The organism is Janibacter sp. LM (genome assembly GCF_039631275.1).
GTDB lineage: Bacteria > Actinomycetota > Actinomycetes > Actinomycetales > Dermatophilaceae > Janibacter > Janibacter terrae.
Genome location: NZ_JBDIVG010000009.1, coordinates 12,277 through 39,269 on the forward strand (window position 1 = coordinate 12,277; position 26,993 = coordinate 39,269).

At 72.7% G+C, this 26,993-nt stretch carries 27 protein-coding genes and 2 tRNA genes; 16 read left to right on the forward strand and 13 right to left on the reverse strand.

Going from position 1 to position 26,993, the window contains the following annotated elements:
• Positions 1-26: 26 nt before the first annotated feature.
• The 3 genes from ABC138_RS05510 to ABC138_RS05520 are packed head-to-tail and all read left to right on the forward strand — an operon-like array spanning position 27 to position 2,895.
• Positions 27-1,526 carry a replication initiator gene (locus tag ABC138_RS05510; protein ID WP_345912977.1) on the forward strand — a complete coding sequence of 500 codons (1,500 nt, stop codon included), beginning with the start codon at positions 27-29 and terminating at the stop codon, positions 1,524-1,526.
• Positions 1,523-1,753 (forward strand): helix-turn-helix domain-containing protein, encoded by a 231-nt coding sequence (locus tag ABC138_RS05515; RefSeq protein WP_082807631.1) that lies wholly within the window; start codon positions 1,523-1,525, stop codon positions 1,751-1,753. The genes ABC138_RS05510 and ABC138_RS05515 overlap by 4 nt, the downstream gene beginning before the upstream one ends.
• A 41-nt stretch (positions 1,754-1,794) precedes the next feature.
• Complete coding sequence (locus tag ABC138_RS05520; RefSeq protein WP_345912978.1) at positions 1,795-2,895, forward strand: site-specific integrase; 1,101 nt, start codon at positions 1,795-1,797, stop codon at positions 2,893-2,895.
• Between the two features lie 3 nt (positions 2,896-2,898).
• Here the strand turns inward: ABC138_RS05520 and ABC138_RS05525 are convergent.
• Positions 2,899-2,970 (reverse strand) — tRNA-Arg (locus ABC138_RS05525).
• A 95-nt stretch (positions 2,971-3,065) separates the two neighbouring features.
• Between ABC138_RS05525 and ABC138_RS05530 the strand changes: the two genes are divergently transcribed.
• Entirely contained in the window at positions 3,066-6,695 is a 3,630-nt protein-coding gene (locus ABC138_RS05530; protein ID WP_345912979.1) for a DUF4011 domain-containing protein, read from the forward strand.
• On the forward strand, positions 6,692-6,916 hold the full coding sequence (locus ABC138_RS05535; RefSeq protein WP_068326426.1) for a hypothetical protein: 225 nt from the start codon (positions 6,692-6,694) through the stop codon (positions 6,914-6,916). The genes ABC138_RS05530 and ABC138_RS05535 overlap by 4 nt, the downstream gene beginning before the upstream one ends.
• 149 nt (positions 6,917-7,065) lie before the next feature.
• Here ABC138_RS05535 and mscL read toward each other — a convergent pair whose 3' ends face one another.
• From mscL to ABC138_RS05560, 5 genes are all read right to left on the reverse strand, one after another.
• A complete protein-coding gene (mscL, locus tag ABC138_RS05540; protein ID WP_068326424.1) occupies positions 7,066-7,428 on the reverse strand; it encodes a large conductance mechanosensitive channel protein MscL in 363 nt (120 codons plus the stop codon).
• A gap of 95 nt (positions 7,429-7,523) precedes the next feature.
• Complete coding sequence (locus ABC138_RS05545; RefSeq protein WP_068326421.1) at positions 7,524-7,982, reverse strand: hypothetical protein; 459 nt, start codon at positions 7,980-7,982, stop codon at positions 7,524-7,526.
• 41 nt (positions 7,983-8,023) lie between these two features.
• Entirely contained in the window at positions 8,024-8,296 is a 273-nt protein-coding gene (locus ABC138_RS05550; protein WP_068326418.1) for an FmdB family zinc ribbon protein, read from the reverse strand.
• Between the two features lie 11 nt (positions 8,297-8,307).
• Complete coding sequence (locus tag ABC138_RS05555) at positions 8,308-9,831, reverse strand: potassium/proton antiporter (protein WP_345912980.1); 1,524 nt, start codon at positions 9,829-9,831, stop codon at positions 8,308-8,310.
• Positions 9,828-10,412 carry a 5-formyltetrahydrofolate cyclo-ligase gene (locus ABC138_RS05560; protein WP_345912981.1) on the reverse strand — a complete coding sequence of 195 codons (585 nt, stop codon included), beginning with the start codon at positions 10,410-10,412 and terminating at the stop codon, positions 9,828-9,830. Before ABC138_RS05560 ends, ABC138_RS05555 begins: the two co-directional genes overlap by 4 nt.
• Before the next feature lie 23 nt (positions 10,413-10,435).
• Between ABC138_RS05560 and ABC138_RS05565 the strand changes: the two genes are divergently transcribed.
• The 3 genes from ABC138_RS05565 to ABC138_RS05575 are packed head-to-tail and all read left to right on the forward strand — an operon-like array spanning position 10,436 to position 13,379.
• Complete coding sequence (locus tag ABC138_RS05565; RefSeq protein ID WP_068326410.1) at positions 10,436-11,833, forward strand: UTP--glucose-1-phosphate uridylyltransferase; 1,398 nt, start codon at positions 10,436-10,438, stop codon at positions 11,831-11,833.
• Positions 11,830-12,483, forward strand: a complete 654-nt coding sequence (locus ABC138_RS05570) for a GNAT family protein (protein ID WP_068326407.1) — start codon at positions 11,830-11,832, stop codon at positions 12,481-12,483. The genes ABC138_RS05565 and ABC138_RS05570 overlap by 4 nt, the downstream gene beginning before the upstream one ends.
• Before the next feature lie 41 nt (positions 12,484-12,524).
• Complete coding sequence (locus ABC138_RS05575; RefSeq protein ID WP_345912982.1) at positions 12,525-13,379, forward strand: hypothetical protein; 855 nt, start codon at positions 12,525-12,527, stop codon at positions 13,377-13,379.
• Between the two features lie 80 nt (positions 13,380-13,459).
• Here the strand turns inward: ABC138_RS05575 and ABC138_RS05580 are convergent, their stop codons facing one another.
• Positions 13,460-14,740 carry an AI-2E family transporter gene (locus tag ABC138_RS05580; protein WP_345912983.1) on the reverse strand — a complete coding sequence of 427 codons (1,281 nt, stop codon included), beginning with the start codon at positions 14,738-14,740 and terminating at the stop codon, positions 13,460-13,462.
• Positions 14,741-14,827: 87 nt separating this feature from the next.
• Here ABC138_RS05580 and ABC138_RS05585 point away from each other — a divergent pair.
• The 3 genes from ABC138_RS05585 (at position 14,828) to ABC138_RS05595 (ending at position 15,970) form a co-directional block, all read left to right on the forward strand.
• Positions 14,828-14,903 (forward strand) — tRNA-Ala (locus tag ABC138_RS05585).
• A 59-nt stretch (positions 14,904-14,962) separates the two neighbouring features.
• Entirely contained in the window at positions 14,963-15,529 is a 567-nt protein-coding gene (locus ABC138_RS05590; protein ID WP_345912984.1) for a DUF1990 domain-containing protein, read from the forward strand.
• Between the two features lie 39 nt (positions 15,530-15,568).
• Complete coding sequence (locus ABC138_RS05595; protein ID WP_345912985.1) at positions 15,569-15,970, forward strand: DUF5655 domain-containing protein; 402 nt, start codon at positions 15,569-15,571, stop codon at positions 15,968-15,970.
• Between the two features lie 20 nt (positions 15,971-15,990).
• On the opposite strand, the gene ABC138_RS05600 is transcribed toward ABC138_RS05595, so the two are convergent.
• On the reverse strand, positions 15,991-16,245 hold the full coding sequence (locus tag ABC138_RS05600) for a hypothetical protein (RefSeq protein ID WP_082807628.1): 255 nt from the start codon (positions 16,243-16,245) through the stop codon (positions 15,991-15,993).
• Between the two features lie 143 nt (positions 16,246-16,388).
• Here ABC138_RS05600 and ABC138_RS05605 point away from each other — a divergent pair, with 143 nt between their 5' ends.
• From ABC138_RS05605 to ABC138_RS05615, 3 genes are read left to right on the forward strand one after another with little or no spacing between them, the layout of a single operon-like run.
• Complete coding sequence (locus ABC138_RS05605) at positions 16,389-17,102, forward strand: response regulator transcription factor (protein WP_345912986.1); 714 nt, start codon at positions 16,389-16,391, stop codon at positions 17,100-17,102.
• Positions 17,099-18,244, forward strand: coding sequence for a HAMP domain-containing sensor histidine kinase (locus tag ABC138_RS05610; protein WP_345912987.1), 1,146 nt, complete (start codon positions 17,099-17,101; stop codon positions 18,242-18,244). Before ABC138_RS05605 ends, ABC138_RS05610 begins: the two co-directional genes overlap by 4 nt.
• 55 nt (positions 18,245-18,299) lie before the next feature.
• Positions 18,300-18,866 (forward strand): dihydrofolate reductase family protein, encoded by a 567-nt coding sequence (locus ABC138_RS05615; protein WP_345912988.1) that lies wholly within the window; start codon positions 18,300-18,302, stop codon positions 18,864-18,866.
• A gap of 36 nt (positions 18,867-18,902) precedes the next feature.
• Here ABC138_RS05615 and ABC138_RS05620 read toward each other — a convergent pair whose 3' ends face one another.
• The 5 genes from ABC138_RS05620 to ABC138_RS05640 are packed head-to-tail and all read right to left on the reverse strand — an operon-like array spanning position 18,903 to position 25,302.
• Positions 18,903-20,075 (reverse strand): YibE/F family protein, encoded by a 1,173-nt coding sequence (locus ABC138_RS05620; protein WP_338538719.1) that lies wholly within the window; start codon positions 20,073-20,075, stop codon positions 18,903-18,905.
• 31 nt (positions 20,076-20,106) lie between these two features.
• Entirely contained in the window at positions 20,107-21,339 is a 1,233-nt protein-coding gene (locus ABC138_RS05625; RefSeq protein WP_345912989.1) for an MFS transporter, read from the reverse strand.
• 47 nt (positions 21,340-21,386) lie between these two features.
• Positions 21,387-22,178 (reverse strand): DUF3152 domain-containing protein, encoded by a 792-nt coding sequence (locus tag ABC138_RS05630; RefSeq protein WP_170307627.1) that lies wholly within the window; start codon positions 22,176-22,178, stop codon positions 21,387-21,389.
• A 26-nt stretch (positions 22,179-22,204) separates the two neighbouring features.
• Entirely contained in the window at positions 22,205-23,722 is a 1,518-nt protein-coding gene (locus ABC138_RS05635) for a TM0106 family RecB-like putative nuclease (RefSeq protein ID WP_345912991.1), read from the reverse strand.
• 26 nt (positions 23,723-23,748) lie between these two features.
• Positions 23,749-25,302: a phospholipid carrier-dependent glycosyltransferase gene (locus ABC138_RS05640; protein WP_345912992.1), complete on the reverse strand. Its 1,554-nt coding sequence runs from the start codon at positions 25,300-25,302 to the stop codon at positions 23,749-23,751.
• A gap of 58 nt (positions 25,303-25,360) precedes the next feature.
• Here ABC138_RS05640 and rsmI point away from each other — a divergent pair, with 58 nt between their 5' ends.
• Together rsmI and ABC138_RS05650 are read left to right on the forward strand one after the other, a co-directional pair.
• On the forward strand, positions 25,361-26,197 hold the full coding sequence (gene rsmI / locus ABC138_RS05645) for a 16S rRNA (cytidine(1402)-2'-O)-methyltransferase (protein WP_345912993.1): 837 nt from the start codon (positions 25,361-25,363) through the stop codon (positions 26,195-26,197).
• Between the two features lie 18 nt (positions 26,198-26,215).
• Positions 26,216-26,986, forward strand: a complete 771-nt coding sequence (locus tag ABC138_RS05650; RefSeq protein WP_082807626.1) for a histidine phosphatase family protein — start codon at positions 26,216-26,218, stop codon at positions 26,984-26,986.
• The last annotated feature ends 7 nt before the right edge of the window (positions 26,987-26,993 follow it).

Here is a 26,993-nt window from a genome sequence, read left to right on the forward strand (position 1 = left end):
CATCGCCCACGTGACGGGTGGCTGACATGACCCTCACGCTGAACCGCCAACAGGGCCTCGACGGGTTGACCGATCGGGCAAGCACCGCAGTCCGAGAACTGATCGCCCGCGGAGAGCTGGACAACTTCACCCAGGCGGCCAGCCGGGTCGGGTTCTGCCAGAGACCGATCCGCTTGGCAGGGCGCGGACTGACCGTCGACAGGCGCACCGGGGAAGTCGTGTCGAGCTACTCCTCCGAGGATGCCCCGATGGGGGTGCTGCTGACGCGATGCGGCAACCGACGGGAATCGGTGAGCACGTCGTGCTCGCGTGTCTACGCCCGCGACACCTTCGAGATGATCCGGTGCGGCCTCGAAGGGGGCAAGGGCGTCCCCGAGCGGGTCGCGGAGAACCCCCTCGTCTTCGTCACGGTCACCGCACCTTCGTTCGGGCCCGTGCACTCCATCCGTGGCGGACGCATGTGCCACCCGAGAGGCGCTCAGAAGTGCCCGCATGGACGGTCGCTCTCATGCACCCGCCGGCACGAGAAGGACGATGCCGTGGTGGGGTCACCGATCTGCCCGGAGTGCTACGACTACCTCGGACACGTCGTCTGGCAGTACCACGCACCCGAACTCTGGCGGCGCGCCGTGCAGGACGTCAGCCGCCAGCTCGCCGCGCTCCTGGACGTGACGACCTCGTCCGTCTCGAAGGTCGTGTCCCGACAGTTCGGGCGAACCGCTGAGATGCAGGCTCGTGGAGCCGTCCACTTCCACGCGCTGTTCCGTCTGGACGGTCCCCTCAACCAAGGGATCGGGGCAGCCTGCGACGTCGGAGTCGAGGTCATGGTCGAGGCGATCCGCGCAGCCTTCTCGCGGGCCAAGGTCATCGCTCCACCGACCTATGACCAGGACGAAGCGCGGGTCCTTCGCTGGGGCGAGCAGCTCGACATCCGGGTGGTGCGGGACGGCCACCGCACCGACGACCCCGATGCGCCCATCACCGGTGAGCAGGTAGCGGCCTACCTCGCGAAGTACTCCACCAAGGACACGTCGCTGGCCGTGCCAGACAGCGCTCACGTGCACCGGATCAAGCAGGCATGCCGAGACGTCCACGACGAGGCAATCCTGCGTGCGGAGCGACGTCGAGCGGGGGAGGACGTTGCGGTCCCTGTCGACGCCGAGGGCCGGGATCACTACGTGCTCATCGGGAAGTGGGCCAAAGAGCTCGGCTACCGCGGGCACTACTCCTCCAAGTCCAGGTGCTACTCGGTGACTTACCGGACCCTGCGCCGCCGAAGGGCCCGGTTCCAGCAGGTCATGCAGGACGAGACCGAACGTGCCCACCGCGCTGGGAAACCCGTCGACGTCGAAGCAATCGAGCGGGCCCTGCAGGTCGAGGAGGACGAGTCCGAGACCTCGGTGGTCATCGGCATGTGGGAGTTCGTCGGGGTCGGCTGGTCCAGCGAAGGGGAAGTCGAGATCGCCACGGCCGCGGCTGCCCGTGCGCGCGAGTACGCCCAGGAGCGAGCAGGAACGACGGCATGAACACACGCGAGGGGAAGGTGAACGGGATGAGCCAAGCAACGACGGTCGAGTTTCCGGAGCTGTTGACGGTCAAGGAGGTCGCGCAGATCTGTGGCGTACCTGTCTCGACCGTGTACCACTGGGTGGCGCTGGGGGAGGGGCCTCCATCGTTCAAGCTGGGCAAGCATCGACGCTTTGATGCGGCAGAGGCTCGAGCGTGGCTGGACGAGGCGAAGGCACGACGATGATCTCCCGTCGAGTGGGACGCACCGGGCGTGTCAGGTGGCAGGTGCGCTATTACGCTCCCGACGGTCGAGAGCGAGCCAGGACCTTCGACAGGCGGGTCGACGCAGTCGCTTACGAACAGGAGATCGCGACCCGCAAACGTCGTGGTGACTGGGTGGATCCCCGGCGCGGGGACGTGCTCCTGACGACTGTCTGGGAGGAGTACGACCGGTCCGGGTCGGGCCATCTGAGGGCGACGACACGGGCGAACTACCGCCGGGGCTGGAAGCATGTCGACCAACAGTTCGGCAGATGGCCTGTCTCGAAGATCGAGCACGCCGACGTCGCGGACTGGGTGACGGACCTGTCCAAGATGAAGGGGCCCGACACCGTCCGGCAGGCACATCGAGTTCTTGTCCAGGTGCTCGACCATGCGATGCGGACGCGGCGGGTGCCGGTGAACGTTGCTCGAGGGATCCGCCTCCCATCGCGGCCTCCGGCGCGCGACGTCATCCTTACGGTCGAGCAGGTGCACTCGCTGGCGGAGGCGATGCCCAAGGACGGAGACATCGTCCTGGCCATGGCGTACTTGGGGCTGCGGTGGTCAGAACTCGCGGCGCTTCGTGTTGCGGACGTCGATCTCGCCCGGCGCCGTGTGCACGTCGTCGAGCGGGCGACTGAGGTGGATGGTCGCCTCGATGTGAGTCAGCCGAAAAGCAAGGCATCCAACCGCTACATCGGGATCCCGGCCATGGTTGCGGACCTGCTCGAGCAGCGCATTCACGGCAAGCAGCTCGAGGACCTGGTCTTCCCATCTCCCGAGGGCAGCCACCTACGGGTACGGAACTGGCGACGCCGGTCGGGGTTCGACTCCGCGCGTGAGGCACTCGGCATCGTCGCGACCCCGCACGACCTGCGCCGTACCTTCGGAAGCCTCGCGCGGATGGCGGGCGCGGATCTGCGCTTCATCCAGAAGGCGATGGGCCACGGTTCGATCACGACGACGGCACGCATCTATGCGCACCTCTACGACGACGAGCTCGACGCGGTCGCGTCGGCCCTGGACGGCCTGGGAAGTGCCCGCATGGAGCGGGTCATGCGGGCGAAAAGCGGGCGACCTGACCCGCTCAACCCCTCACCGGGCACCGAGAACCCCGGGATCTAGCGGTGCCCCCGGCTGGATTCGAACCAGCGACACCTTCTTTAGGAGAGAAGTGCTCTTCCCCTGAGCTACGAGGGCTTGGCACCGCAGCGCCAGAGGACAGGGTACGCGTTCGAGCCGGTGCGGCCACGCTGGTGCCGCCCGAGGGGTCCACGGATTGTTAGCGTGGGTGGGTGACCGAGCCGCCGACGACCCCTGCCCCGGTGCCGGCCTCCCTGACGGCGCTGCGCCGGGAGCTCATGGAGCTCGGCGGTCCCAACACCCTCCTCTGGCCGGCCCGCGACCCCAACGTCGTCGACCTGACGACCGCCCACCCCGGCGGCGTCGCGATGCTCCTGTCCGGACGCCCGGCGCGGCTGTCCGACCTCGTCCGCGAGCCGGGTGCGCTGCTGCGCGCCCAGCGGCACGCGGCCCACCTCGCCGAGCACGTCGAGCGGGTCGCCGAGGAGCACGGTGTCGAGACGTGCTTCCTCGCGATGGGGGCGGCGTCCTGGCAGGTGCCGGGGGAGGACGAGCGTCCGCTCGCCCCCGTGATCCTGCGGCGGGCCTCCCTTCGTCGGCTGCGTCCGGGTCCGGACTTCGCGCTCGACCTCGCCGCGCGGGTCGAGGTCAACCCCGCGCTCCTCACCTACCTGCGGGGCGCGCTCCGCCGCGACATCGACGGCGAGGCGCTCGCCGACCGCGGCCGCGGCGACGGCCACGGGTTCAACCCGACCCCGGTCCTCGACGCGCTGCGCGAGCAGTGCGCGGACCTGCCCGAGCTCAACATCAGCCCGCGGATCGTCGTCGCGTCCTTCCCCTACGGCAAGGCCGAGGCGCTCGCGGACCTCGCCGCGCTCGACGCGGCGGGCCGCTTCACGCAGGGTCCGGCCGCCGCGCTCCTCGCCGGCGACCCCCTTCCCGAGGACGAAGGGGAGGTCCCGAGCGTCGCCGAGTCGGCCGTCCTCGACGTCACCGCCGACCAGCAGGGCGTCCTCGACCGCGTCGCTGCCGGTCACGACCTCTACGTCGACGCCCCGCCCGGGACGGGCGTCGCGCGGCTCGTCGCCGCGACGATCGCCCAGGCGGCCGGCGAGGGCCGCAGCGTCCTGCTCCTCACCGAGAAGCGTGCGGCCATCGAGAGCGCCCTCGCCGAGCTCGGTCTGGCCGGCCTCGAGGACCTCGTCGCGCACGTCACCGACCCCGCGGCCGAGGTCGACACCGCCCGGATCACCGGCCGCTGGCCGAGCCGCCCGCCGGAGTCCCCGCGCTCCTTCGACCTACCGGGCCAACGGGCCGCCGAGGCCGCCCGCGTCCTCGACGGGCACACGAGGGCGATGCACCAGCCACGCGAGCCGTGGGGCGTCTCGATCGCCGACGCGCAGGACGCGATCGTCGGCCTGGGCGCCCGTCGCCCCGCGCCGCGCTCCCGGGTCCGTCTCGACCGTCGGGTCCTCGCCTCCCTCGACACCGAAGGGAGGGACGCCCTCGTCGGGCAGCTGACCGGCGTCGCCCACCGCCGTGCCTGGCGGCCCGGACGCGACCACGAGCCGTGGGCCGGCGCCGAGCTGCACTCCCAGGACGACGTCGACGAGGTGCTCGCCGCCCTCGAGCGGCTGCGCGGGAAGGGCGGCAGCCTGGCCTCCCTGCGCGCCACCGTGCGCGACGTCTTCCGCGACATCGCCGAGCCGCGGGCCGCGTGCCCCGCCGACCACGGCCGCTTCCTCGCGGGCATCGAGGAGATCCGCGACACCCTCGAGGTCTTCCGGCCCGAGGTCTTCGACACACCGCTCGAGCACCTGCTCGCGGCGACCGGGCCCAAGGGCACCGACCCGGAGGGCGAGCCGCTCGGCGTCATCGAGCGGCGCCGGCTGCGCGCCCAGGCCCGCCGGCTGCTCCGCCCGGGCCGTCCGCCGGAGGACCTCCACGCCGCCCTTCGTCTCGCGGCCGAGCAGCGCCGCAGCTGGTCGCGGCTCACCGGGGGCGGCGGTCGCCCGCGCATCCCGGCCGAGATGGACCGGGCGCACACCGCCTACGAGCGCGTGTACGCCGACCTCACGCACGTCCGATCCGTCGTCGGTGGCGACGACCTGCTCGACGTCCCGTGGGACGACCTCACCGCTCGACTCGACGAGCTGGCCAACGACGTCGCCGGCGCCCGGGTGGTGCCCGAGGTCATCGACGACCTCGACGACCTGCGCAGGCGCGGCCTCGGGCCCCTCGTCGACGACCTCGCCACCCGCACCGTCGAGCCGCGCGCCGTCGCGGACGAGGTGCTCTTCGTCTGGTGGACCTCGGTGCTCGCCGAGGCGGGCCGGGACGAGCGCTTCGCCTCCGTCACCGGTGCGGGCCTCGACGAGGCGCTGCGCACCTTCGTCGAGGCCGACCGGGCGAGCCTGGGAGCCAACGCCGCCCGTGTGGCCACCCGCCAGCGTGAGCGGTTCCACCTCGAGGGCCGCCGGCACCGGCGGGCCGCCCGTGAGGTCGCCGCGTGCGAGCAGGGTCTCGCCGCGCCGCCGTCGTGGACCCACGCGTTCGCGCAGTGGGGCGGGCTGCTGCGGGCGGCGGCGCCGGCGTGGGCGATGTCCCCCTTCGTCGTCGGTCAGGTGCTGCCCCGGGAGGAGCGGTTCGACCTCGTCGTCGTCGACGACGCCTCCCGCACGACGCTCGCCCGCACGATCTCGGGCATCTCCCGCGGTGGGCAGCTGCTCGTCATCGGCGACCACGGCCAGCTGCCCCCGGACACGTGGACCGCCGACGCCGGGGTCGCGGCGCCCGCCCGCCCGCGGACCTCGCTCGCCGTCCTCGCCGGCACGGTCCTGCCGACCGTCGCTCTCCGCGACAGCGCCTACCCGCGCCCGCGCGTCGCGCGGCTGCTGGGTTCCGACGCGACCGCCGGCGAGGTCGTGCACCCGCCCGAGCCGCTCACCCGCGAGGGCATCCACCACGTCCGCGTCGAGGGCCTCGGGGTGCTCGACGAGCGCACCGGCCTGGTCGAGACGAGCGCCGACGAGGTGGCCGCCGTCATCGAGCGCGTCCGCCACCACCTGACCCGCCACCCGCGCCGCTCGCTCGGCGTCGTGACCTTCGGGCAGCTGCATGCCGAGCGCATCCGCGATGCCGTCGCCGACCTCCTCCAGTCCGACCCCGAGCTCGCCGCGGCCATCGCCGCGCTGCCCGAGCCGCTGGTCATCAAGCCCGTCGACCGCTGGCAGCGCGAGCAGCGCGATGCCGTGGTCGTCAGCCTCGGGTTCGGCCGCACCCCGCAGGGCCGGGCCGTCCAGCGCCTCGGCGCGCTGAGCGGTGACGTCGGCGCCGAGCTCGTGCTCCTCGCCGCGACCCGTGCCCGCCGCACCGCCATCTGGGTGACCGCGCTCGACGCCTCCGACCTCGACGGCGAGCGCGCCGGCCTGCCCGGCCACGCCGCGCTGCGCACCCTCCTCGCCGGTCTCGCCGACACCGCGCCCGCCGAGGAGGGCGACGACGGCGAGCTCACGCCGCTGCTGGCCGGGTTCGTCGAGCGGCTGCGGGCCGCCGACCTGGTCGTGCGCACGCACGTCGGCGTGGGAGAGCACTGCGTCGACATCGCGATCGCCGACCCCAGGGACCGCTCGCGCATGCTCGTCGCGGTCGACGTCGACGGCCCGGGGTACGCCGGGCTGGCGTCGACCCGGCAGCGCGACCGGATCCTCGTCGAGCGCCTCACCGACCTCGGGTGGCACCACCTGCGACTGTGGGCCACCGACATCTTCGCCGACCCCGCCCGCCAGGAGGCCCGGGTCCAGCGCGCCGTCCGAGAAGCCCTGGCGATGGAGGAGTCATGAGCGAAGACCCGCAGGAGCACGAGGACGAGCCCCGGGACGACGAGGCCCGCGCAGAGGAGGCACAACAGCTCGAGCACGAGCAGGCCGAGGAAGACGACCCGCGCTCGCGCCGCCGCCCCGAGCAGACCCGTGACGACACCGACCGTGGCTGGGGCGAGCGCCCCGACGAGTCCGAGCACGACCGCTGGCTGCGCGAGCAGCGTCCGCCCCACTGGGAGTGACGCCGGACGTCGCGATCGAGACTCGGGGGATGGCCGCAATCCACCCCGGATAGGGGGAGATCCCCCGAGTCTCGGCGCGGGGGAGCACGCCGAAGGGGGTCGGTCACCGTGACGGTGACCGACCCCCTTCGGGTGTGGCGTGGCGTGACTCAGGCGCGGCCGGCGCGCAGGGAGTCGCGGATCTCGCGGAGCAGCTCGACGGACTCGTCGGTGGTCTCCTCCTCGGCAGCGACGAAGCGCTGACGCATGTGCGTGTAGGGCTTCACGACGAAGAAGTACACGACGAAGGCGAGGATGAGGAAGGCGATGACGGCGGTGATGAAGACACCGACCGGGAGGCCGCCCGGCTTGTAGGCGGAGAAGTCCGGGTTGGCGCCGATGACCTTGGCGATGGCCGCGAGCAGCAGCTCGGTGAACGTCGCGACGACCGCGCCGAACGAGGTCGCCATGATCAGACCGACGGCGATCTCCACGAGGTTGCCGCGCATGAGGAAGTCCTTGAAGCCCGACATGAGGGCCTCCTTTCGGATGGGTTTACAGGGGTCGCGACGGGGTGGGTCCCGCCACTCACCCCCAAGTCTGGACCCTGGACCATGATCCTGCGGTTTCATCCCGCCTCGGTCGTGTCGTGTCGTGCGCTCCCGACGAGCACGAATCCGCCACCGCCCGCGCCGTCCGGGGCCATCTGGCGCAGCAGCGGACCGACGTCCTGGTCGCGCAGGGTGATCCGCGCCATGGACCCACCCGAGGGCGCCTCGGACGTGCCGCCGAACCGGGTGCTGGCGACGACCGGGGACTCCCGGCCCGGCAGGTAGACGCCCACCTCGTCACCGGCCGACAGGTGGTCGGCGGGCAGGGCGAGCGGCAGCGAGAGCGTCGGCCCCGTGGTGGCGTCGGCCTCCGGCGTCGGGGACGAAGGGGGCGCAGCCGCACCGAGCGTGAGCTGCAGCGCCAGCAGCAGGGCAGCCGCGGCGAGCCCGCGGCGCACGAGCGAGAGCCGCCAGGCGGCCCGGCGTCCCGGGCCGAAGAGCGAGGGCAGGTGCTGGGCGAGCGAGGATGAGGCCATGCCCCGACGCTAGGGACGGGGAGGGCCTGCCGGCGGGGGCCTCAGTCCGCGGTGGACGACGCGGCAGCCGCCGCGGGGGCTGTGGACGAGCCGTCGGACGAGCTCGAGCTGCTCGACGAGCTCGAGCCGTTGCCCGAGGAGCGGGAGTCGTTGCGGTAGAACCCGCCTCCCTTGAAGACGACGCCGACGGCGTTGAACTGCTTGCGCAGGGTGCCCCCGCACTGGGGGCACGACGTCAGCGCGTCGTCGCTGAAGGACTGGACGATGTCGAAGGCGTGGCCGCAGTCGGCGCAGGCGTAGGCATAGGTAGGCATATCGACGCATATCATACGTCGCCGCGCCACCCCGCCAGACGCCCGTGCCGGGAGACGGAACGCAGCCGGGCCTCGACCGCCTCCCGCTCGCTGCCCGGGGTGACGACGAGGAGCCGGTCGTGGGTCCACAACCGCGTCTGCGCGTCGGGGACGAAGGTGGTGTCGCCGCGGACGACGAGCGAGATGTTCGCCCCCTGCGGCAGGCGCAGCTCGTAGACCTCGACGCCGGCGAGCCGCGAGCCGGGCGGGACCGCGACCTCGAGCAGCTCCGCGCCGAGCTCCTCGAGCGGCATCGCCTCGACGATGACACCGGAGGCACGGGCCGGCTCGGTGACCCGGAGCACGCGGGCCACCCACGGCATGAGCGGGCCCTGCACGAGGGTGAAGATCACCACGAGCATGAAGACGAGGTCGAAGACCCACTCGACGCCCGGCACCGAGTTGGTGATCGGGACGGTGGCGAGGACGACGGGCACCGCCCCGCGCAGGCCCGCCCAGGAGATGAAGGCCTGCTCCCGCCACGGCACCCGGAAGGGGGTGAGCGAGACGATCACCGACAGCGGTCGGGCGAGGAGGAGCAGGACGAGCCCCACGAGGACCGCGCGCGGCACCTCGTCGATGAAGCCGGACGGCGTCGCGAGCATGCCGAGCATGACGAAGAGCCCGATCTGCGCCAGCCAGCCGAGCGCCTGGGCGAACCCGGTCACGGCTTGGCGGTGCGGCAGGTGCATGTTGCCCAGCACGAGCGCGGCGAGGTAGCAGGCGATGAACCCCGAGGCGTGCACCGACGCGGCGCTCGCGTAGGCGAGGACGCCGATGGCGACGACGCCGAGCGAGAAGAGCCCCGACGTCCCCGTCGCCAGCCGGCTCATGAGCTTGCCGCCGAGCCACCCGACTGCCAGGCCGACGAGCGCGCCGCTCGCCAGCTCGGCGACGGCGAGCAGCCCGATGCGCCACCACGGCTCGGCCTCGGCCGGCTGGGCGATCTGCAGCGACAGCGCCGTCACGAGGAGCACGACCGGCGCGTCGTTGAACCCGGACTCCGCCTCGAGCATCCCGGACAGCCGCCGCGGCAGGGGCACGACGCGCAGCACGGAGAAGACGGCCGCGGCGTCGGTCGAGGCGAGGATCGCGCCGATGAGCAGGCTGATCTGCCAGTCCGTGTGCAGGATCTCGTGGAGCGCGACGGCGACGACCGCGACGGACACGAGCACGCCGACGGTGGAGAGGGCGAGCGCCGGGGCGACGGAGCTGCGGATCGAGGACCACTTCGTCGTGAGGCCACCCTCGACGAGGATCAGCACGAGCGCGCAGTACCCGAGCACCTGCGCGGCCTGGTCGGAGTCGAAGGGGATGCCCAGCCCCTCCTTGCCGACGGCGAGCCCGATGGCCAGGTAGAGCAGGAGGGTCGGCAACCCCGCCCTGGAGGCGAGGCGCACGGCGGCGACCGAGACGACGATGACGAGCGAGCCGGCGAGCAGCACGAGCGAGAGCTCGGCCAGGCCGAACCCGGTGGCCGCGTCGGCCGCGGTCACGGGGGCCCCGACCCCTCGGACGCGGGGGAGAGCCCGCCCGCCGTGAGGACCCACCGGACCGGCACGTCGTGCGGGTCGCGGGGGAGGGGGGCGTCCGTGTGCTCCCCCGGGTGGAGCAGCACGAGCACCGGCGTGGACGAGGGGAGCGCCGGCAGCACCCGGTCGTAGCAGCCACCGCCCTGCCCGAGGCGCGTGCCGGTCGTGTCGACGGCCAGGGCCGGGACGAGCGCGAGATCAGCGCCCGTCGGGGCGTCGGTGCCGAGCGGGGTGCGGCCCGCGTCGGCGAGGTCGCACCACTCGAGACGCATGTCCGGCAGCGTGATCGGCACGAGGACGCGGAGGCCGAGCTGCTGCAGCCGGGCGTTGAGCGCGGCGGTCGGCGGCTCGTGGGGGAGCGACTCGTAGGACAGGACGGTCGCGCCCGTCGGCAGACCGGCGAGCGGCTCGCCGCCGAGCGCGGACTCGAGGACGGCGGCGAGGGCCGCACCGTCCGCGGCGAGGTCCCGCGCGGCGGCCAGCTCTCGACGCTGGGCGCGCAGGAGGCGACGAGCATCTCCCTTCGCGCTGCTGCCCCGTCCCATGACGGCATCGTAGGGTGACGGGCATGACAGCGAAGGGGCCCGAGTCCGCCGTGCTGAAGATGACCGAGCGTGGGGTCGACCGTCGCGCGATCGCGGTCTTCGAGGACTACTGGCGCCAGCTCGCCGATGGTGCGCAGGGCACGATCCCCGAGGAGACCATCGAGCCGCTCGTCGAGCTGCCGGAGCTCGCCGCCATCGAGGTCTCCGACGACGAGCGTCGACAGGCGCTCGCGCAGGTGGCCGTCATCAAGCTCAACGGCGGGCTCGGCACGAGCATGGGCATGTCCGGGCCGAAGTCGGCGCTCGTCGCCCGCGACGGGCTGACCTTCCTCGACGTCATCGCCCGCCAGCTCGTCGGGCTGGAGGAGCGCTACGGCAGCCGGCCGCCGCTCGTGCTGATGAACTCCTTCCGCACCCGCGAGGCCTCCCTCGAGATCCTCGAGCGGTACCCGCAGCTGGCCCGCCAGGCCCTGCCGCTGGACTTCCTGCAGAACATGGAGCCCAAGCTCGACGCCGCGACCCTCGAGCCGGTGCAGTGGCCCGACGACCCCGAGCTCGAGTGGTGCCCGCCGGGGCACGGCGACGTGTACGTGGCCCTCGCCGCCTCCGGCCTCCTGCAGCAGATGCGCGACGCCGGCATCCGCTACGCCTTCATCTCCAACGCCGACAACCTCGGCGCCACCTGCGACCCCGACATCGCGGCCTGGCTGATCGCTGAGGGCATCCCCTTCGCGGCCGAGGTCGCCGAGCGAACCGTCAACGACCGCAAGGGCGGTCACGTCGCGGTCCGCAGGAGCGACGGCCGGCTCATCCTGCGCGAGTCGGCGATGGTCGTCGAGGAGGAGCAGGACCTCTTCCAGGACACCGGCCGCCACCAGTGGTTCAACACCAACAACCTGTGGGTGGGGCTCGACGAGCTCGACGCGCTGCTCACCGCGCGCGACGGCGTCCTCGGCCTGCCGATCATCATCAACCGCAAGACCGTCGACCCGACCCGGCCCGACTCGCCGCGGATCATCCAGATCGAGTCGGCGATGGGTACGGCGGTCGAGGCCTTCGAGGGCAGCGTGGCGCTGCGCGTGCCGCGCTCGCGCTTCCGCCCGGTCAAGACGACCAACGAGCTGCTGCTGCTGCGCAGCGACGTCTTCGAGCTCGACGAGACCTCGCGCATCGTCTCGCGCATCGACCACAAGGAGCCGCGGGTCAGTCTCGACGACGCCTACAAGTTCGTCACCGACTTCGACGCGCGCTTCCCGTCCGGTGTCCCGTCGCTGCGGCAGTGCACCTCCTTCGCCGTCGAGGGTGACGTGACCTTCGGCGCGGACGTGAGCGCCGTCGGGGACGTCGTCGTCGAGGCCACGGAGCCGGCTCAGGTCGCCGACGGCACCCGGCTGGAGGGCCGGGTCCGGTTGTCGGAGTGAGGCGCTCGCGCGAGGTCGTCCTCGTCGGGACCACCCCGTCGGGTGAGTCGATCACCCTTCGTCCCGTGCGAAGGGGGGACCGCGACGAGTTCCTCGGCCTGCGCGCCCGCAACGCGGCCTGGCTCACGCCGTGGGAGCCGACGGTCCCGCCGGGCGGTCCCCCGCGCCGGGACATGGCCGCCGACTGGCGCGGCTACGTGCGGGCGCTGCAGCGCGAGGCGCGCTCCGGCTCCGGCCTGAGCCTCGTCATCGTCGTGGACGAGCGGATCGTCGGGATGGTCTCCGCGAGCAGCATCGTCGAGGGTGCGCTGCGCTCGGCGAGCATCGGCTACTGGGTGGCGCAGGAGGCTGCCGGGCGCGGGTACGCGCCGACCGCGACCGCGCTCCTCGTCGACCACCTCATGGACCCGAACGGCCGTGCGCTGCACCGGGTCCAGCTCGAGATCCGCCCGGAGAACGCAGCGAGCCTGGCGGTCGTCGCCAAGCTCGGCCTGCGCGAGGAGGGGACCAAGCGGGCCTTCCTCCACCTCGACGGGGCGTGGCGCGACTGCCGCTCCTTCGCGGTCGTGCGCGAAGAGGTCGGCCCCGGAGGGCTGCTCGCGCGTTTGTCACACCCACAACACCCGTCACGTGCGCGACACACCGAGTAGCCTGCGCCACGGTTGCGCTCCGACTGCCTAGCGTTGGGTCCGTGCAGCCGAGCAGCCTGATCTTCGTCCTTGTCGTGGCGATCTGGGCTGTCTACCTGCTCCAGTACTGGATCAAGCGCCGCGACCACCTCGCCACCGTCCGATCCGTCGACCGCTTCTCCGCGGCGATGCGCGTCCTGGACGACCACCGCTTGCGGCGCACGGCCGACCCGGTGCCCCGCTCCTACGCCGTGGCGCCCACGCGCGCCGCGCGCCCCCAGGTGACCGTCAAGCACGCCGAGGCGCCGCAGCGCGCCCGGGTCGTCGAGCCGGTCGTCGGTGCCCCGCGCCGGGTGCGGGGCCTGGTCCTGCTCGCGATGGTCGTCCTCCTGCCCGTCGTCGCGCTCGTCGCCGCCCTCGGCCCGCTGCCCTGGTGGGTCGGCGTCGCCTGGCTCGTGGGCACGGTCGCCTCCTTCGGCTGGCTGCGTCAGGCCGTCCAGGCCGAGCGCGCCTCCCGGGCGCACGCCCGCAGCGAGCAGCGCCGCGCCGTCGCCCCCCTCCGCACCGCTGCCCCCCGTCCCGCGCGCGTCGCGCGTCCCACGGTCCAGGCGCAGGCGCCGGCCGCCACCGACCAGGAGCCCACCCCGGTCCACCGTCGTGCCGAGCGCGTCTACGACGTCGCCGCCACCTCGCGCACCGCGCCGGTCACCGTCGAGGTCGACGAGCCCGTGCAGTCGGCCCCGCCGGCGCCCGGCACCTGGGAGCCGACGCCGGTGCCCCGGCCCATGTACACGATGAAGGCCCGGGCCGAGCGTCCCGCGCCCGCCCCGATGCCCGCTGCCCCCGTCGCCGACGAGGTCCCGCAGGTCATCGAGGTCGAGGACGAGGAGCTGCCGGCCATCGCCGGCTGGCGCTGACCTCCCCCTTCGTCCTCCGTCCCTCACGGCCGGGTGGAGGTGATGGCGACCGCCTGCCCGGTCGCTCGCCCTTCGCCCGCTCAGACGTCGAAGGGGGAGTCCCCCGGCTCGAGCCGTGACCGCTCGTCCGCTTCCGCGATGTCCTCGTCGATCTCGGCCTCCTGCGCGGGGGTCGTCAGGTCGTCCGGGTGGTCGACGTCGTCCGGCATCGGCTCGAGCAGGTTGTGGCCCACGGCGTTGAGCACCGCGGCGAGCGGGACGGCGACGAGCGCCCCGATGATCCCGCCGACGATGATCCCGGTGGCGATCGCGAGGATCACCCCGAGCGGGTGGACGCGCACGGCGCGGCCGAGCAGCAGGGGCTGGAGCACGTGCGACTCCAGCTGCTGCACCGCGATGACGACGCCGAGCATGATGAGGGCGGTGATCGGCCCCTTGGCGACGAAGGCGAGCGCCACGGCGACGAACCCGGACAGCAGTGCTCCGACGATCGGGATGAAGGAGCCGACGAAGACGAGCAGGGCGACGCCGGAGGCGAAGGGGACGCCGAGGACGAGCGCGCCGAGCCCGATGCCCAGGGCGTCGGTGCCGGCGACGAGGACGGTCGCGCGGGTGAAGGCCTTGAGCTGGTTCCAGGCGATCGCACCCGAGGAGAGGATCTTGGTGCGGGCGCCGCGGGGGAAGAGACGCACGACCCAGGCCCAGATGCCGGCGCCGTCGTAGAGGAAGAAGAAGAGGGAGAACATCGCGAGGAAGAACCCCGTGAGTATCTGCCCGATCGTCAGGCCGGCCTGCGCGGCCCGGCTCGACCACTGGTCGCCGGCGGACACCTTGCCCCACTGGTCGCTCAGCCAGGTCGTGATCTGGCCCTCGGTGAGGCCGAAGGTGTCGACGATCCAGCGACGGGACTCGTCGACGCCCTGGGTCACCTGTCGGGTCATGTCGGGCAGCTGGTCGGCGAACTGGTTGCCCACGAAGCTGAAGAGCGCGATGAGACCCGCGAGCGTCCCGAGCACGGTGACGCCGGCCGCCGCGCCGCGTGGCAGCACGTACCGCAGGTGCTGGAAGACCGGCTCGAGCAGCGCCGCGAGCAGCAGCGCGACGATGACCGGGAAGACGACGTCGGTGAGCTTGGAGGCGACCCACAGCAGGGCGAGGATCCCGGTGCCGATGACCAACGAGCGCCACACCCACTCGGAGGCCGCGCGGAAGGTCGGCGGCACGGTGGCCGACCCGGTCGGCGGCGGCGGGACGGTCTGGATGATGATCCGTCGATCGTCCGGTGGCGCCGCCGGCAGCTGGGGAAGTCGGCGAGGAATCCGGGGCAGCCGCACCCCTCGCAGGCGACGATCGTCGGTCATGCGACTCCTCACGGTCCAGGGTCTTCGACTCTAACCGCCCGGATTGTGGCGCCGCGTCATCACGGTGTTATGGTTACCGACGTTCTTGGGGCTGTGGCGCAGTTGGTAGCGCGTCTCGTTCGCAATGAGAAGGTCAGGGGTTCGAATCCCCTCAGCTCCACCAGCAAGGCCCCCGGCATCGCCGGGGGCCTTCGTCGTGCTTCACGTGCCACGATGGCCGCCGTGAGCCACCACGCCCTCTCGCCCGGCCAGGCCGAACGCCTGCGGTCGGCTGACCTGACGTACCCGTCGCGCGGCGGGACCCGGACCGGTGAGGTGCCGGACGGGTACACCGAGCTCAGCCGCAGCCGCCTCGTAGGGACAGGACAGGCGCGCTTCGACCAGGCCGCTCGGGCCCTGCTCACGTGGGACGCGCATCGTCGGGCAGGGCTGGGTGTGCGGGCCTCCCCGGACGTCGTGGTGCCGGGCGCGGTGGCCGTCCTGCGGCTGGGAGTCGGTCCGCTGGTGATCTCGGCGCCCGTCCGCGTCGTGTACCGCGTGGACGAGCCGCGGCGCCGGGGCTTCGCCTACGGCACCCTCCCCGGACACCCCGAGAGCGGGGAGGAAGCCTTCGTCCTCGAGCTGCAGGAGGACGATTCGGTCGTCTTCGCCATCACGGCCTTCTCCCGACCCGCGACGTGGCCCGCCCGCGCAGCGGGTCCGGTCGGGCGCCACATCCAGTCACGGGTCACAGACCGGTACCTGCGGTCCGTCGGTGACCTCCGAGCTGAGGGCACCAGCTCGGGGTGAGGCTTGCCGGTGCACGACGCAGGCGCGCACCATGCCCTCATGGACTTCGGTGAGTATCTCGCTGCGCATGAGGACTCCCGCAGGATCCTCGACGCACTGCGCCCCGTCATCCTCCGCCTCGGTCCGGTGACCGAGCGCCACTCCACGAGCCAGGTCGCCTACCGGGACCGTCGGACCTTCGCCCTCGCCTGGGCGCCAGGGCAGTACCTGGGAGAAGGTCGAGCGCCACTGGTGCTCTCCCTGGTGCTCCCGGAGAGAGACCTCGACCCCCGCTGGAAGGAGGTCGTCGAACCCCGGCGCGGGGTGTTCATGCACCACCTCGAGCTCCACGCCGTGCGCGACATCGACGACCAGGTCGAGGGATGGCTGGCGAGGGCATACGCAGCGGCGCGCGGGTCCACTCCGACGCCAACGGCTCCAGCCGCGGAGGGAGACGAGTGATGCCCCGTCGTGCCCGGACCTCAGGTCCTGTGGGCCGAGGTGCGCAGGATCTCGGAGCGGGCCCGGTACTCCGGCTCCTCGATCTCGCCCCGGGCGAAGCGCTGGTCGAGGATGTCGATCGCCTCCTGACCGCGGGACCGTTGGCTCTGGTCGGTCCGGCCGAACCGGAGCAGCGCGACCACCACGTAGACCACGAGCGCCCAGAACGCGATCATGCTGAACGACATCAGGATCCAGCCGAACCAGCCCATCCCGTCGTTGTACCAACCCATCATCACCCTCAGCTCCTTCGTCGTCCTGACACCTCAGCCTCCCGCGACCGTCCGGCACGTCCGGTCGTCGTTCCATGAAGATCCTGTGAAGAAGGCGCGGTGTGCCGGGCCGTCGACGCGATCCACCCGGGGTGCCACGATGAGACATGGAGTCACGCCCACCATCGGGGCTGCGGGCCCTCGTCGTGGAGGACGAGGTGACGATCGCCCAGCTGATCGGCAGCTACCTGGAGCGCGATGGGTTCGACGTGGTGCAGGTCCACGACGGGCTCGAGGCGGTCGACGCGGCCCGGGCGACGGACCCCGACGTCGTGGTGCTCGATCTGGGACTGCCGGGCCTGGACGGGGTGGAGGTGTGCCGCCGGATCAGGACCTTCTCGGACTGCTACCTCCTCATGCTCACCGCCCGCGTCGACGAGGTCGACACCCTCATCGGGCTGTCCGTCGGTGCCGACGACTACATGACCAAACCCTTCAGCCCGCGCGAGGTCGTCGCCCGGGTCGCCGCGATGCTGCGGCGTCCCCGGGCTCCGTCGGGACCCACCGACGAGGCCCGGGGACACTCCTTCGGGAGCCTGCGGATCGACGCGCTGGGCAGGGAGGTGTGGCTCGACGGGCGGCCGATCGCCCTGACGCGTACCGAGTTCGACGTCCTCGACGCCCTCGCCCGGCACCCGGGGACGGCCTTCTCGCGGCGCCAGCTCGTCGAGCGGGTCTGGGGCGGGACCTGGGTGGGCGACGAGCACCTCGTGGACGTGCACATCGCCCACCTGCGCCGCAAGCTCGGCGACGACGCCGGCCGGGGGAGATATGTGCGCACGGTACGCGGCATCGGCTACCGGATGGGGACCGGCGAATGAGCGTCGGCACGGTCCGCCGGACGGGGACGACGCGGTGGCAGGGCGGCTTCGCCACCCGCCTGGTGCTGGCCCAGGGACTCGTGCTGGCTGCCGGAGCCCTCACCACGTGGTTGGTCGCCTCGGCGGTCGGGCCGAGCATCTTCCACGACCACCTCGACCGAGCCGGCGTCCCCCACACCGCGTCGGAGACGCAGCACGTCGAGCAGGCGTTCGCGTCGGCGCTGCTCATCTCGATCGGGGTCGCCCTGGCCACTGCGTCGGCTGCGGCCTTCGCCGTCACCTGGTACCTCGGTCGGCGGGTCCGCCGCTCCCTCGCTCGGATCGCCGACGCCTCCACCGAGATCGCCGCAGGTCGCTGCTACGCCCGGATCGCCGACCCCGGCCTGGGCGCGGACTTCGCCGTCCTCGCGGACAGCTACAACGCCCTCGCCGCCAGGCTGGAGTCCACCCGGGCCACCCGACGACGGATGCTCGCCGACCTCGCCCATGAGATGCGCACGCCACTGGCCACCATCGACGCCCACCTGGAGGCGGTGGAGGACGAGGTGCGTGATCTCGACGACGAGACCCTGTCGGTGCTGCGCGATGCCACCCGTCGCCTGCGCCGGCTCGCCGAGGACGTCGGGACCGTCAGCCGCGCCGAGGAGGGCAGCCTCGACCTCCGGCCGCGGCGCGTCGAATCCGGTGCACTCGTCACGGCGGCCGTGGCTGCCGCCGCCGACCGGTACGCGGCGAAGGGGGTGTCGCTGCACGGCGACCTCGGGCCGGCGGGGTCGCTGACGGTCGACCCCGAACGGATGGGGCAGGTCCTCGGCAACCTCCTCGACAACGCCCTGCGCCACACGCCGCGCGGTGGTCGGGTGCTGGTGGCGGCTCGACGGGTCGGCGACTGGGTGGAGTACACGGTGACGGACTCGGGCGCCGGGATCGCCCCCGAGCACCTGCCCCGCCTCTTCGACCGCTTCTACCGCGTCGACCCGGCGCGCAGCCGAGACGGTGGTGGGTCGGGCATCGGTCTGGCCATCGCGCGTGCCCTCGCCGAGGCCCACGGGGGTGGGATCTCGGCGAGCAGCCCCGGCCCCGGTCGCGGCGCGACCTTCACCCTGCGCCTGCCGGTCGACCGGGAGCACCGACAGGGGTGACGGGCGCCCCCCTTCGGCAGTAGCGTCGTGGACCCACGACCTCCGGGAGGCGACGATGCGCCAGGTGACCTACTCGATGGGCTGCTCGCTCGACGGCTATGTCGTCGGGCCGGACGGTGGCTTCGACTGGTCCGAGCCCGACGAGGAGGTCTTCGCCGCGCACATCGAGGAGCTGCGGGGGACCTCCGTGCACCTGCTGGGACGGCGCCTGTACGAGACGATGCTCTACTGGGAGACCGTCGACCAGGAGCCCGGGACGGACCACTCCACGACCGAGTGGGCCCGGATGTGGCGCGAGCTGCCCAAGGTCGTCTTCTCGTCGACGCTCACCGGGGTGACCGGCACCAACACCCGGCTCGCCACCGGCTCGCTCGCGGATGAGATCGGCCGGCTCCGCTCGGAGCCGGGCGAAGAGGAGATCGCCATCGGTGGCGCGGTGCTCGCCGCGGACGCCGCGGACGAGGGCCTCATCGACGAGTACCGGCCCTTCGTGTACCCGGTGCTCCTCGGCGGTGGTCGACCGTACTTCCCCGAGCTGGAGCGACGGGTCGACCTGGAGCTCGTCTCGAGCCGGCCCTTCGCCTGCGGCGTCGTCGCGTGGCGCTACCGCGTGGTGCGCTGAGTCGGCGGCGGGACCAGCCGGCGAGCCGGTCGGTGGTCAGTGATGATGGCCCGTCGAGGGAGCGACCGGTCGCCCGGTGTCCTGCTGGTGCCGCAGCGCGAGCGCGGCCAGGCCGGTCGTGATCGGGACCGCCGCGATGAGCCCGAGCGTGGCCACGATGCTGCGCACGATCTCCTGCGCCACGAACTGGCTCGTGAGGACCGATCCGAAGGACGAGTTGTTCGCCACGACCAGGATGAACAGGGGAAGCGAGGCTCCTGCGTACGCCAGGACGATCGTGTTGACGACCGAGGCGATGTGGGAACGCCCGATCCGGGTCGCCGCCGTGTAGACCTCGCGCGGCCCGGACCCGGGGTTGGCGCGGGCCAGTTCGTCGACCGTGACCGCCTGGGTGACGGTGACGTCGTCGAGGATGCCGAGGGAGCCGATGACGATCCCCGCGAGCAGCAGCCCCGTCATGTCGATGCCGTGGGTCAGCTGGACCGCCATCGTGTCGTCGTCGGTGATGCCGGTCAGGTGCAGGGCCCACACCGCGACCGCGGCGAGGAGCCCGGTGAGGACGAAGCTCATCACCGTGCCGATCACGGCCATCGTCGTCGTCAGGGAGAACCCGTGCGTCAGGTAGAGCACCGTGAGCATGATCGCTGACGAGCCGACGAGGGCGACCAGCAGCGGCGGCTCGCCCGCCAGGATCGCGGGCACCACGAAGGCCAGCAGGACGACGAAGGTCACGGCCAGGCCCGCCAAGGACGTCAGCCCGCGCCACCGTCCGAAGGCGATCAGGGTCAGGGCGAAGGCGAGCCCCAGCACCCACAGCCCCGGGCCGCGCTGGTGGTCGACGATCGCGTAGGCCCAGCCCTCCGGGAGCTGCGAGCCGAGGACCACCACGTCGTCGCCGACGGAGACATCCCGTGCACCGGCCGCACCGGGCATCTGGACGTCCTCCAGGGCCTGCCCGTCCTCCAGCTGCACGGTGGCCGTGCCGCAGCCGGCCGTCTGCGCGAGGGCCTCGTCGGTGCACTCCTCCTGCTGGACCGCGGTGACCCGGCCCTGGTGCTCGGCCGCACCGCCGCCCGGCCCGCCGGGGGTGGTCTCCGCGGGCCAGAGCCAGACCAGTCCGACCACCGTCAGGAGCGCGAGGGGGGTGATGATCAGCAGCGCGAGGCGCCGCAAGCGGTCGTGCTGCGGCGGTGCGGAGTGACTGCCCATGAGTTCTCTCCCGCCGCGCCGCGTGCTCGGCTCAGGCCTGCTGCTCGACCACCAGGCGCCGGACCGGGCCGAAGGTCAGCGCGAGGGTCAGGGCGGCGGTGATCGCGAGCAGCCACAGGCCGATCGCGTAGGAGTCGGTGCGACCGTAGACGTAGCCCATCAGCAGCGGCGGGACGAAGCCGCCCAGGCCGCCGGCAGCGCCGACGATGCCGGTGACGCCACCGACCCGGGTCGGGTCGGTGACCTGCGCGATGAGGGCGAAGACGGCACCGCTGCCGGCACCGAGGGCCGCGGCCATCGCGAGGAAGGCCACGGTGCCACCGGCGTGCAGCGGGGGGTTGCCCGCGGCCATGGCGGCGCACACGGCGGTGACGGCGAAGACCACCCCGAGCACGGGGATGGCGCCGAGCTTGTCGGCCATCGCTCCGCCGACGGGGCGCATGATGACCGCGACGACGACGAACCCGGCCATCCGGTAGGAGGCGTCGGCCGCGTCGAGGTCGTGCGCGGTGATGAGGTACGCGGGCAGGTAGACGGAGAAGGCGACGTACCCGCCGAAGGCCACGGCGTAGAGGATCCCGGCCATCCAGGTGACCGGGAGGGTGGCGTTGGCCCGCAGCCGCTGCCCGAGGCTCGTCGTCGGCGCGACCCGGCCGGGGGCGTCCCGCATGATCAGCCACGCGGCGACGGCGTAGACCGCGAGCAGGGCGGCGGTGATGACGAAGGGGAGGGCCGCCCCCTTCTCGAAGAGGCGCACGGTGGTGAGCGCGCTGATCGCCGTCCCGCCCATGCCGGCACCGAAGATGCCGATCGCCAGGCCGCGGCGGGCGGGCGGGAACCAGGCGTTCACGAAGGGCACGCCGACGGCGAAGATCGTGCCGGCGATCCCGAGGAAGAAGCCGGCGAAGATCAGCAGCGAGTAGGAGTCGATCGCGATGAAGGCGATGAAGAGGACCGGGAGGATCGTCAGCGCCGTGATGATGGGGAACATGACCCGACCGCCGTAGCGGTCGGTCATGGCGCCGGCGATGATCCGTCCGAGGGACCCCACGACGACGGGCACGGCGACGAGGAGCGAGACCTGCATCTCGCTGAGCTCCCCGAGGTACCCGGTCTTGCGGAAGAGGGGCCCGAGGGGGCTGATGAGGGCCCACGCCCAGAAGTTGATGGCGAACCCGAGGGTCGCCATGGCGAGCATCACCCAAGGGGTTGCCGCCCCCGCCCGCGCCTCGCCCGATCGAGTCGTCTCTCCGAGAGCAGCCATGGGGCAGACGATGCCGACATTTCGCGGATCCGTCCACCCCGGGCGTGTCAGAGGGACGGTCCGGTGATGAGGCGGCCGGACTGCGAGCGCGGCCACGGGTTGGGGCGGCAGCCGCGCAGGCCGAGCGTCTGCTGGAGCATGACGGGCGCCGTGCGGCCCGCGCCGGTGCAGCCCTGGTGCCCGAGCCCGAGACCGTGACCGACCTCGTGGTTGACGAGGTAGTGGCGGTAACCGGTGAGGCTCGGCACGTGCGGCACGCCGACGTGCCACCGGTCGAGGTTGAGCATGATGAGGTCGCCGGCGCGGCACGACGTGTAGCCGTCGGTGTCGGCGCCGGCGGCGGCGCACGCCTGGTCGACGGTGTCCGGCGTCGCGAGCCGGATCGTCAGGGAGGGGTGGGCGCGCACGACCCGCTGGAAGCGCCAGTGCCCGCCAGCCGTCCAGCCGCGGGGGTGCTGCAGCGTCGCGTCGACGGCGTCCGCGAACTCACGCGTCGTGACGCCTGCGCCCTGCTCGACCTCGACCCGGTAGGTCACGAGCCGGCCGGACGTGCCGCGCACCGGGGTGCCGGTGCGCATCCGCGTGTACCGGCCGGACGAGGCGTACGCCGGCAGCGTCGGGCCGGATCTGGCCGACGTGGGCGTCGGGCCGGTCGAGGCGGGAGACGGCTGCGCGGAGGTCGTCGCGGTCGGCTCGGTGAGGGGCTCCCCCGGGTCGTCGGCCGTGCGGACCCCGAGCAGGACCGTCAGCAGGACGGCCACGGCGACCGTGGCGGCCCCGAGCCGGCGGCGCCGCGCCTGCGCAGGCCCCGAGGGGGCCGACGACCGAAGGGGGAACACGTCACCCAGCGTAGATCGCCCCGGCCTCAGTCCGCGTGGGTCAGCAGCCAGTCGCGCAGGCGGAGCGTCGAGAGGCAGTCGTACTCGTTGTAGGCCCGCAGGGCCTCGAGCCGGGCGGCGGCGTCGGCGTCGTCACCCGCGGCGACGGCCTCCCGGTAGCGCTGGTACTCGATGATCGAGTCGCCGCCGGCGGTCACGCCGTCGGCGTCGCGCAGGTCGTCGCCCATGTAGAGCGGCTCGAGCCGCTTGATGGAGTACGAGGCGCTGCCGACGCGCACGGCGGACTTCACCACGGCGTAGAGGTCGACGAAGACCCCGTCGGCGATCAGCTGCGCGACCTCCGCCTCGAGCACGCCGTGGCGGGCGGCGAGCCTCGTGAGCGCCGACTTCTCGTAGTCCGCGTAGTGGTAGACCCGCAGGGCCGGCCAGCGGCGGCGACGCTCCTGCAGCCACGCGACGAACTCGATGAGCGCCGCGCGCTCCTGCTCCCGGTCGTGCGCCCAGAAGGCGACGAACTCCTCTTGCGGCGTCAGGCAGCCGAAGAGGTACTCCAGCCCGACGTGGTCCGCGGGCCCGTCCCGCCACACGGGGTCGCCCTCGAAGTCGAAGAAGACGTCCCCGTCCGTCGGCGCGGGCATCGCCGCGAGCGCGGCCGGGTCGTGGACCTCGTAGGCGAGCGGCTGGGCGTCCGTGGGCTCCGTGAGCTGCAGTCGCGCCTGGCTCGACAGCGCGACGAGCGTCTCGGGGGCCACGCCCTCGACGGGTTCGGTCCGGGCAGCGAGGTCGGCCATCGAGCGCACGCCGGCGTCGATGAGCAGCAGGCGGGTCGGCGGCCGCACGCCGCGGACGAGCCCGACGTCGCCCCGCGCCTCCATCTCGGCGCGGCAGGCGTCGCAGTGCAGGCACGCCTTCCACCGCGGGTCGCCCCAGACGACGGGGCCCGGTGCGTCCTGGTGGGTGTCGAGGATCTCCCGCAGCCGGCCGGTGACGCGGGCCAGGTGCTCGGCGAGGTCCTCGCGGGGGATCTCGACGACCGACCCGTCCCCGAGGTAGAGCCGGACGAAGGGGGCGACCGCCACCCCGTCGTCGGCGAGGGCTTGCGCGTAGGAGGCCACCTGCAGCTGCGCGAAGAGCTTGGCCGAGGAGGCGAGCTTGGTCTCCGCGACGACCCACCCGGCCTCCTCGCGCAGGAGGTGGTCGGCCCGACCGGCGAAGCGCTCGCCGCGCACCGGCGCCTGGTGCACGAGGCGGGTCGCCGGCTCGGCGAGGAGGGCGGGCAGGTCCTCGGGTCGCAGTCCGTCGGCGTGGACGACACCCTCGCCGACCTCACGGCTCAGCACCTCGGTGACCTCGGCCTCGCGCTCGCGCCCCAGGTCGCCGAAGCGCTCACGCACCGGGTCCGGGGCCGCGAGGACGATCTCGCGACGGCCCAGCAGGACGTCGGCGGTGACGAGCACCCCGAACTCGCAGGTGAGCACCGAGCGCAGGTCACCCGCGGTGGTGATCGCGCGCTGGGTGGTGCCGCCGACGGTGGGGAAGTGCATGGCCCCGACCCTACGAGGTACCCCCGTCAGACCCAGCTCGGGAACCACATGCGCCAGCGCCAGTGGTCGTAGGGGATGACCTGGGCCGTGTAGAGCGGCCAGTAGAAGGCGAAGTTGGCGAGCACGACGAGCAGGTAGACCCCGACGACGAGGTGTCCGACCCGTCGGCGCCGGGCGCTCGCACCCCGGGGCCCGAGCACGAGCCCGATGACGAAGACGACCGCGAGGACCACCCAGGGCTCGAAGGAGATCGTGTAGAAGGTGAAGATCGTGCGGTGCTGCAGGAAGAACCACGGCAGCCACCCGCCGACGAAGCCGGCGAGGATCGCGCCCGCGCGCCAGTCGCGCCGCAGCGCCCAGTGGTAGAGCAGGACGAACAGGGCGGCGGTCGCCACCCACCAGATGGAGACGGAGCCGAGCGACGTGATCGCCTTGGAGCACTTGTCGACCTCGCAGCCGGTCATGCCCCGGGTCGGCGCCTCGTAGAAGAAGGACGTCGGCCGCGACTGGATCATCCACGACCAGGGGTTGGACTGGTACGTGTGCGGCGAGGTCAGGTTGTCGTGGAACTGCAGGACCTGCACGTGGTACTGCCACAACGAGCGCAGGGCGGGTGGCAGCCACTGCACGCCCTCACCGGGGTTGTCCTGCGCCCAGGTGCGGTTGAAGCCGGTGCGGGTGAGGAACCAGCCGGTCCACGACGCGAGGTAGGTCGCGAGGACGACGGCGGTCATCGAGACGCCGGCCCAGACCCCGTCCTTGAAGATCCCGGCGCTCCACCAGTGCCGGGCGCCGGCCGCGCGGCGGGCACCCATGTCCCAGAAGACCGTCATCAGGCCGAAGGCCGCGAAGAAGTACAGGCCGGACCACTTGGTGCCGCATGCCAGACCGAGGCAGAGCGCGGCGACGAGCCGCCATGGCCGCCACCACAGCCACGGCCCGGTCCCGAAGCCACCGGCCGGGAGCCCGGCGACCTTGCGCGCCAGGCGAGCTCGTGACCAGTCGCGGTCGACGAGCAGCGCGCCGAAGGCCGCGAGCGCGAAGAACATCAGGATGATGTCGAGCAGCCCGGTGCGGGAGTGGACGAAGTGGTGCCCCTCGAAGGCCATGAGGAAGGCCGCGATCGCCCCGAGCCAGCTCGAGCCGAACATCCGGCGCGCGATCCGCCCGACCATGAGGATCGAGATCGTGCCGAGCAGCGCGACGGAGAAGCGCCAGCCGAAGCTCGAGGTCGAGCCGAAGACCCACTCGCCGAAGGCGATGACCCACTTGCCGACCGGCGGGTGGACGACCATGTCGCCCTCGGTGGTCTTGAAGACGGCGGTCGTGCCGTGGGTGAAGAGCGGGTCGACCTCCTCTCCCTTCCCCTTCCACTGCATCTCGACGCCGTAGTCGAGCATCGAGACGCCCTGCTTGACGTAGTACGTCTCGTCGAAGACCAGCTGGTGCGGGCGGCCCAGGGACCAGAAGCGCAGGATGCCGCCGAGGACGGCGAAGAGGAGGGGGCCGAGCCAGCCCCACAGGACGTCGGTGGGGCGGAAACCGAGCAGGCGCTCGCGCAGCTCGATCCCCCGGTCCATGGGCGCCATCGTAGGTGAGCGGGGTGGGCGCGGCGGACGTGCTGGGATGATGGCGGGCATGCCTCTCGTCCTCGCTGCCACGCCCATCGGAGACCCCCGCGACGCCAGCCAGCGGCTACGGGAGGGGCTCGCGGGAGCCGACGTCGTCGCGGCGGAGGACACCCGTCGCCTGCGGCGCCTCGCCGGCGAGCTCGGCGTCGAGCTCACGGGGCGCGTCGTCAGCTACCACGAGCACAACGAGGCGTCCCGCACCGCAGACCTCCTCGAGGCGGTGACGAAGGGGGAGCGCGTGGTCCTCGTCACGGACGCGGGGATGCCCTCGGTCTCGGACCCCGGGTACCGCCTCGTGCGGGCCTGCATCGACGTCGACCAGCCGGTGACCTGCGTGCCGGGGCCGAGCGCGGTCCTCATGGCGCTCGCGGTCTCGGGGCTGCCCGTGGACCGCTTCTGCTTCGAGGGGTTCCTGCCGCGCAAGGGCGGTGAGCGCCGCTCGGTGCTCCAGGAGCTCGTGACCGAGCGACGGACCATGGTCTTCTTCGAGGCACCGCACCGCATCGCCACCTCGCTCGAGGCGCTCGCCGAGGCCTTCGGGCCGGAGCGCCCGGCGGCCGTCTGCCGCGAGCTGACGAAGACCTACGAGGAGGTGCGCCGCGGCGGGCTCGCCGAGCTCGCAGCCTGGGCCGCCGACGGGGTGCGCGGCGAGATCACGATCGTCGTCGCGGGAGCGGAGCGCGTCGCGATCCCGATCGAGGACGCGGTCGCCGAGGTCCTCGCGCGCCGCGACCACGGCGGCCGGCTCAAGGACGTGTGCGCCGCGGTCGCCATCTCGACCGGGCACGGCAAGAAGGCGCTGTACGACGCCGTGGTGGCCCACCGCAGGTCCCTCTCAGACTGAGGTGGGACAATCCGCCGCATGACCGAGCCGATGCCCGACTCCGGCACCGACCTGCCCTTCGACCAGGAGTCCGCCGCCCAGGCCGAGGGCGCCGCCAGCGAAGCCGCCGCCGGTGCCCGCGAGGCCCACGCCCAGCACCCCTCGACCGCAGACGGGACCGAGCGGACCGTCGTGCACCTCCTGCGCCACGGCGAGGTGCACAACCCCGACCGGATCCTCTACGGCCGGCTGCCCGACTTCCACCTGTCCGACCTCGGTCGGCAGATGGCGCAGGTCGTCGCCGAGCACCTCGCCGACGCCGACCTCGCGCTCGTCGTGCACAGCCCGCTGGAGCGGACCGCGGAGACCGCGGCCCCGACCCTGAAGCACCACGGCCTCACCGCCGTCGTCGACCCGCGCATCATCGAGGCGGGCAACAAGTTCGAGGGGCGCCGCTTCCGCAAGCGCCTGCTGCTCGACCCGCGCCGCTGGTGGTGGGTCCGCGACCCCACCAAGCCCACGTGGGGCGAGCCGTACCGCGGCATCGGCAAGCGGATGATGGCTGCCGTCGAGGACGCCCGCGACCACGCGCGCGGCCGCGAGGCCCTCGTCGTGAGCCACCAGCTGCCGATCTGGACGCTCCGCAGCGTCCTCGAGCGTCGCCCCCTGTGGCACGACCCTCGTCGCCGGCAGTGCAACCTCGCCTCCCTGACCTCCGTCACCTTCGTCGGCGACCGCGTCACCGACGTCACCTACAGCGAGCCGGCCGCGCACCTCTACGCGCACGCCGTCACGACCCCTGGAGCCTGACCCCCTT

What these genes read in the sequence shown, in the direction of transcription:
- ABC138_RS05515 (WP_082807631.1), top strand. Translation starts at nt 1,523, where the DNA reads ATGAACACACGCGAGGGGAAGGTGAACGGGATGAGCCAAGCAACGACG.
- ABC138_RS05635 (WP_345912991.1), bottom strand. Translation starts at nt 23,722, where the DNA reads ATGCACTTCCCCACCGTCGGCGGCACCACCCAGCGCGCGATCACCACC.
- ABC138_RS05580 (WP_345912983.1), bottom strand. Translation starts at nt 14,740, where the DNA reads ATGACCGACGATCGTCGCCTGCGAGGGGTGCGGCTGCCCCGGATTCCT.
- ABC138_RS05605 (WP_345912986.1), top strand. Translation starts at nt 16,389, where the DNA reads ATGGAGTCACGCCCACCATCGGGGCTGCGGGCCCTCGTCGTGGAGGAC.
- ABC138_RS05550 (WP_068326418.1), bottom strand. Translation starts at nt 8,296, where the DNA reads ATGCCTACCTATGCCTACGCCTGCGCCGACTGCGGCCACGCCTTCGAC.
- mscL (WP_068326424.1), bottom strand. Translation starts at nt 7,428, where the DNA reads ATGTCGGGCTTCAAGGACTTCCTCATGCGCGGCAACCTCGTGGAGATC.
- ABC138_RS05545 (WP_068326421.1), bottom strand. Translation starts at nt 7,982, where the DNA reads ATGGCCTCATCCTCGCTCGCCCAGCACCTGCCCTCGCTCTTCGGCCCG.
- ABC138_RS05595 (WP_345912985.1), top strand. Translation starts at nt 15,569, where the DNA reads ATGGACTTCGGTGAGTATCTCGCTGCGCATGAGGACTCCCGCAGGATC.
- ABC138_RS05510 (WP_345912977.1), top strand. Translation starts at nt 27, where the DNA reads ATGACCCTCACGCTGAACCGCCAACAGGGCCTCGACGGGTTGACCGAT.
- ABC138_RS05565 (WP_068326410.1), top strand. Translation starts at nt 10,436, where the DNA reads ATGACAGCGAAGGGGCCCGAGTCCGCCGTGCTGAAGATGACCGAGCGT.
- ABC138_RS05615 (WP_345912988.1), top strand. Translation starts at nt 18,300, where the DNA reads ATGCGCCAGGTGACCTACTCGATGGGCTGCTCGCTCGACGGCTATGTC.
- ABC138_RS05560 (WP_345912981.1), bottom strand. Translation starts at nt 10,412, where the DNA reads ATGGGACGGGGCAGCAGCGCGAAGGGAGATGCTCGTCGCCTCCTGCGC.
- ABC138_RS05650 (WP_082807626.1), top strand. Translation starts at nt 26,216, where the DNA reads ATGACCGAGCCGATGCCCGACTCCGGCACCGACCTGCCCTTCGACCAG.
- ABC138_RS05620 (WP_338538719.1), bottom strand. Translation starts at nt 20,075, where the DNA reads ATGGGCAGTCACTCCGCACCGCCGCAGCACGACCGCTTGCGGCGCCTC.
- ABC138_RS05640 (WP_345912992.1), bottom strand. Translation starts at nt 25,302, where the DNA reads ATGGACCGGGGGATCGAGCTGCGCGAGCGCCTGCTCGGTTTCCGCCCC.
- rsmI (WP_345912993.1), top strand. Translation starts at nt 25,361, where the DNA reads ATGCCTCTCGTCCTCGCTGCCACGCCCATCGGAGACCCCCGCGACGCC.
- ABC138_RS05600 (WP_082807628.1), bottom strand. Translation starts at nt 16,245, where the DNA reads ATGATGGGTTGGTACAACGACGGGATGGGCTGGTTCGGCTGGATCCTG.
- ABC138_RS05535 (WP_068326426.1), top strand. Translation starts at nt 6,692, where the DNA reads ATGAGCGAAGACCCGCAGGAGCACGAGGACGAGCCCCGGGACGACGAG.
- ABC138_RS05625 (WP_345912989.1), bottom strand. Translation starts at nt 21,339, where the DNA reads ATGGCTGCTCTCGGAGAGACGACTCGATCGGGCGAGGCGCGGGCGGGG.
- ABC138_RS05610 (WP_345912987.1), top strand. Translation starts at nt 17,099, where the DNA reads ATGAGCGTCGGCACGGTCCGCCGGACGGGGACGACGCGGTGGCAGGGC.